At 71.9% G+C, this 4,696-nt stretch carries 4 protein-coding genes; 1 reads left to right on the forward strand and 3 read right to left on the reverse strand.

Annotated features, from left to right (window positions below; all coding sequences use genetic code 11):
• Nucleotides 1-25 precede the first annotated feature (25 nt).
• From pfkB to U9R90_RS33980, 3 genes are all read right to left on the reverse strand, one after another.
• Nucleotides 26-973 (reverse strand): 1-phosphofructokinase, encoded by a 948-nt coding sequence (pfkB, locus tag U9R90_RS33970; protein WP_411061131.1) that lies wholly within the window; start codon nt 971-973, stop codon nt 26-28.
• Nucleotides 974-1,043: 70 nt separating this feature from the next.
• Nucleotides 1,044-1,805, reverse strand: a complete 762-nt coding sequence (locus U9R90_RS33975) for a DeoR/GlpR family DNA-binding transcription regulator (RefSeq protein WP_411061133.1) — start codon at nt 1,803-1,805, stop codon at nt 1,044-1,046.
• Nucleotides 1,806-1,998: 193 nt separating this feature from the next.
• A complete protein-coding gene (locus tag U9R90_RS33980) occupies nt 1,999-3,531 on the reverse strand; it encodes an MFS transporter (RefSeq protein WP_411061135.1) in 1,533 nt (510 codons plus the stop codon).
• A gap of 62 nt (nt 3,532-3,593) precedes the next feature.
• Between U9R90_RS33980 and U9R90_RS33985 the strand changes: the two genes are divergently transcribed.
• On the forward strand, nt 3,594-4,565 hold the full coding sequence (locus U9R90_RS33985) for a helix-turn-helix transcriptional regulator (RefSeq protein WP_411061137.1): 972 nt from the start codon (nt 3,594-3,596) through the stop codon (nt 4,563-4,565).
• Nucleotides 4,566-4,696 lie beyond the last annotated feature (131 nt).

Below are 4,696 nucleotides of genomic sequence, written 5' to 3' on the forward strand. Positions count from 1 at the left end.
GTGGGGGTGGGGACGGGGATGTGGGTCATGCCGCGGGCTCCGTGAGGACGCGATCCAGGGGGACGTCGGCCGTCACGGTGACAGCCGCCGGGTCAAGGTCGGCGGGCGTGGGCATCGCACTGCCGGGCAGTTGGACCGCCGCGGCGCCGTGCGCCACGGCCGACGCGAGCGCCTCGGGCCCCGCGCCACCGGCCACCAGGAATCCGGCCAGCGAGGCGTCGCCCGCCCCGACGTTGCTGCGTACGACGTCGACGCGCGCGCTCGCGAAGTGCGCGCCCGCCGCGTCGACCAGCAGCTGCCCGTCGGCACCGAGGCTGGCGAGCACCGCGTGGGCTCCCGCGTCGCGCAGCTCCTCGGCGGCCTTGACGGCGTCACCGACGGTGGTGAGCGGCCGCCCGACGGCCTCCGCGAGTTCCTCGGCGTTCGGCTTGACGATGTCGGGGCGCTCGGCGAGCGCGGCGAGCAGTGAGGGTCCTGAGGTGTCCAGGGCGATCCGCGCCCCGGCCGCGTGGGCGCGGCGCACCAGCTCCGCGTACCAGGAGGGCGCGAGGCCGCGCGGCAGGCTGCCGCAGCAGGCGATCCAGTCGGCCCCGGTGGACCGTTCGCGGACGGCGGTGAGCAGCAGCTCGGCCTCGGTCGCGTCGAGTTCGGGACCCGCGGCGTTGATCTTCGTGAGGGTGCCGTCCGGCTCGGCGACGGCGATGTTGGACCGGGTCTGTCCGGCGACGGGCACCGGGGCGACCTCGATGCCCTGCTCATCGAGCAGCTCGGCGACCAGCTGTCCCGGCGCCCCGCCGAGCGGCAGCACCGCCAGGGTCCGCCGCCCGGTCGCGGCGACGGCCCGCGAGACGTTGACGCCCTTGCCGCCGGGGTCCATCCGGTCGCCGGTCGCCCGGATGACCTCGCCGCGGTCCAGCGAGGGCACCTCGTAGGTGCGGTCGAGGGACGGGTTCGGGGTGACGGTGAGGATCATGCGCGTACTGCTTTCGGATTGATGCGCGGGCGGCTTACGGGGGCGCCTTGGCGGGCGGGGGCAGCGGGCGTCACGCGCGGACCACCTCTGTGCCGCCGCGCTCGATCGCGGCGGCGTCATCGGGGCTCAGCCCGGTGTCGGTGATCAGCAGGTCTACGTCGCCGAGGTCGCCGAAGCGGGCGAAGTGCTCCTGGCCGTGCTTGCCGGAGTCGGCGAGCAGCACGACCCGGCGCGCGGCGGCGACGGCCGCGCGCTTGACGGCGGCCTCGGCGAGGTCGGGGGTGGTCAGGCCGCTGCCGGTCGAGAAGCCGTTCGTGGCGAGGAAGACGACATCGGCGCGGATCTCGGCGTACGCGCGCAGCGCCCAGGCGTCGACGGCGGCACGCGTACGGTGCCTGACCCGTCCGCCGACCAGGTGCAGCTGGACGCCGGGGTGGTCGGCGAGCCGGGATGCGACCGGCAGGGCGTGGGTGACGACGGTGAGCGTCGACTCCAGCGGGAGCTCGGCGGCCAGCCGGGCCACGGTCGTACCCGCGTCGAGGATGACGCTGCCGTCGGACGGGAGCTCGGCGAGTGCGGCGCGCGCGATGCGGTCCTTCTCGTCGGCGGCGGTGGACTCGCGCTCGGTGAGGTCCGGCTCGAAGTCGAGCCGCCCGGCCGGGATGGCACCTCCGTGTACGCGGCGGACGAGTCCGGCGCGGTCCAGCGCCTTCAGGTCGCGCCGGATGGTCTCGGCGGTGACCTGGAACTCCTCGGCCAGGGACAGCACTTCGACCCGGCCGCCATCGCGGGCGAGACGGAGGATCTCCTGCTGTCGCTCCGGTGCGTACATGTCTGTTTGCCTCCGCTTTCATGCCCGAACCTGTGGTTTCGCCGTCAGGTTACGCCCACATTCTCGGGAAGTAAACAGATCCGGGCATGGTTCGGACAGAGCCGGGCGTTGGGGGCACGCGCCAGAAAAGCCGAAAGCGTCGGCCGGGCTGATTCCTCAGCCCGGCCGGCGCTCAACGTGGATGGCAGCAGGTTCAGGGAGTGGGAACCAGACCCTCCGCCTTTTCGGCGGGCTCGGCCGACGCGGGCGCAGCGGCCCCGGGAAGCTCCTCCTCGGCCCCCTCCACGTGCTGCTTCGGTCGCTTCGGCAGTGCGAACATCAGCAGGAAGATCGCACCCAGTACCCCGGCGACCCACCCGAGCGAGTTCTGGAACGCGTCCACGAACACCGGGCCGACCTCACCCGGCGCCGCATCGTCGATGACGCCGAAGAAGACCACCGACACCAGACCGAGCCCCAGCGCGTTGCCCATCTGCAGCGTGGTGTTGATCAGGCCGGAAGCGGAGCCCGAGTGCTCCTTGGGGACCTCGGACAGCACCGCGTCGGTCAGCGGGGCCACGATCAGGCCCATCCCCAGACCCATCACCACCAGCGGCAGCGCCATCTGCCAGGAGGTGATCTCCATGCCGTACCGCCCGGCCGCCCAGAGGTACATCAGCAGCCCGGTGGCCATGGTGAGCGCGCCCGCCTGGAGCACCTTGCGCCCGAAGCGCGGCACCAGCTTCTCCACGGAGATCCCGGCCGCCACCGACACCGCGATCGAGAACGGGATGCCGGTCAGCCCGGCCCGCAGCACGCCCCAGCCGAGCCCGATCTGCATGTACAGCGTCCAGACCAGGAAGAAGATGCCGAGGGTGATGCCGAAGGTGAGCTGCACCGCGATCCCGGCCGCGAAGCTCTTCACCCGGAACAGCGAGAGTTCCACCAGCGGCGAGCCGTCGCGCCGGGTCTTGTGCTTCTCGTACGCCACCAGGGCGGCGAAGACACCCAGGGCGCCGACCATCGACACGTACCCCCACAGCGGCCAGCCCAGTGCGCGTCCCTCGGTGAGCGGGTAGAGCAGCATCAGCAGACCGACCGTGACCAGGCCGACGCCGACGAGGTCGAGCCGGAGCGCCTTCGGAGCCTTGGACTCGCTGATGAACCGGCTGCCCAGCACCAGACCGGCGATCCCCACCGGCAGGTTGATCAGAAAGATCGGACGCCACTCAAGACCGAACAGGTTCCCGTCGGTGAGCAGTGCGCCGAGCAGCGGCCCGGAGACCGCGCCGAGCCCGACGACCGCGCCGAACAGCCCGAAGACCTTGCCGCGCTCATGCGCGGGGAAGGTGGCGTGCACGATCGACAGCACCTGCGGAACCATCAGCGCGGCCATGCCGCCCTGGAGCAGCCGCGAGGCGACCAGCATGTCCGGGTTCGCCGCGAACCCGCAGAGCGCGGAGGCGAGGGTGAAGCCCGCCATGCCGATCAGGAAGATCCGCTTACGGCCGTGAATGTCTCCCAGCCGCCCGCCGGTGATCAGCCCGGCCGCGAAAGCCAGCGCGTAGCCCGCGGTGATCCACTGGATCTGGCTGTCCGATGCGCCCTCGTTCTGCTGGATGGTCGGGAGGGCGACGTTGACGATCGTGACGTCGACGAGGTCCATGAACGCGGCGGTCATCACGATCGCCAGGGCGAACCAGCGACGCCGGTCTCCTGTGGGTACTGCGCTGCTCTGTGAGGTCATAAGACAAAGCTAGAGTCCATATAGGTCAGCTCGTGTCCTCATTACCCTCCATCATGATTTCCATGACGACGACAGGAACGGACACCCCAGGACGGCTGCTCCAACTCCTCTCTCTCCTCCAGACCCCGCGTGAATGGCCCGGTGGCGAGCTCGCCGAGCGACTGAACGTCTCGCGCCGCACCGTCCGGCGCGATGTCGACCGGCTGCGGGAGCTCGGCTACCCGGTGCAGGCCACGCTCGGCGCCGAAGGCGGCTATCGGCTGGTCGCGGGCAAGGCCATGCCGCCGCTCGTCCTCGACGACGAGGAGGCGGTGGCGATCGCGGTGGGACTACGGGCCGGGGCGGGACACGCGGTCGAAGGCCTCGAAGAGGCATCGGTCCGGGCCCTCGCGAAGCTCGAACAGGTGCTGCCGTCGCGGCTGCGGCATCGGGTGCAGACGCTGCAGGCGGCGACGGCGCCGCTGGTCAGCGGTGACGGGGCGACGATCGCGCCGGAGACGCTGACGGTGCTGGCTTCCGCGGCCTCCGGGGAAGAGAAGCTTCGCTTCCACTACCGCTCCGGAGACGGGGCCGAGACCCGCCGCCTGGTCGAGCCGTACCGGCTGGTGTCCACCGGGCGGCGCTGGTACCTCGTCGCGTACGACATGACCCGCGAGGACTGGCGGACCTTCCGGGTCGACCGCGTATCGGAGCCCTTTGCGACGGGGGCGCGGTTCACTCCGCGCGAGGTGCCGTCCGGGGACGCGGCGGAGTTCATGCGGCGTACGGTGTGGCGGTCGTCGCCAGCCTTGGACATCGACGTGTCCTTCGCCGCGCCCGCCTCCGCTGTCGCGGCGCGGCTCGCGGCGGGGCTGGGGACGCCGGTGCCGGAGGGTTCGGAGGCCTGCCGCCTCCGCTCGACGGTCACCGACTCCGTCGAGTGGGTGGCGCTCCGGCTGGCCCTCGTAGACGCGGACTTCACGGTCCACGGCCCTCCGGAGCTCACGGACCACGTCCGCGCCCTCGCGGCCCGCCTCACCCACGCGACGGGGTGAGGGCGCGCCCCGGTCCATACGTTCACGGTCCCCCGTGTCGGGGCGAGGGCGCGCCCTCGGGCATGTTGTCACGGTGCCCCGTGGCGAGGGGTTGTGCCCACCCTCCCCCACTCTCGACTTCGCTCGAGCGG

Source organism: Streptomyces sp. E11-3, assembly GCF_046540415.1.
In the GTDB taxonomy this organism is placed as follows: domain Bacteria; phylum Actinomycetota; class Actinomycetes; order Streptomycetales; family Streptomycetaceae; genus Streptomyces.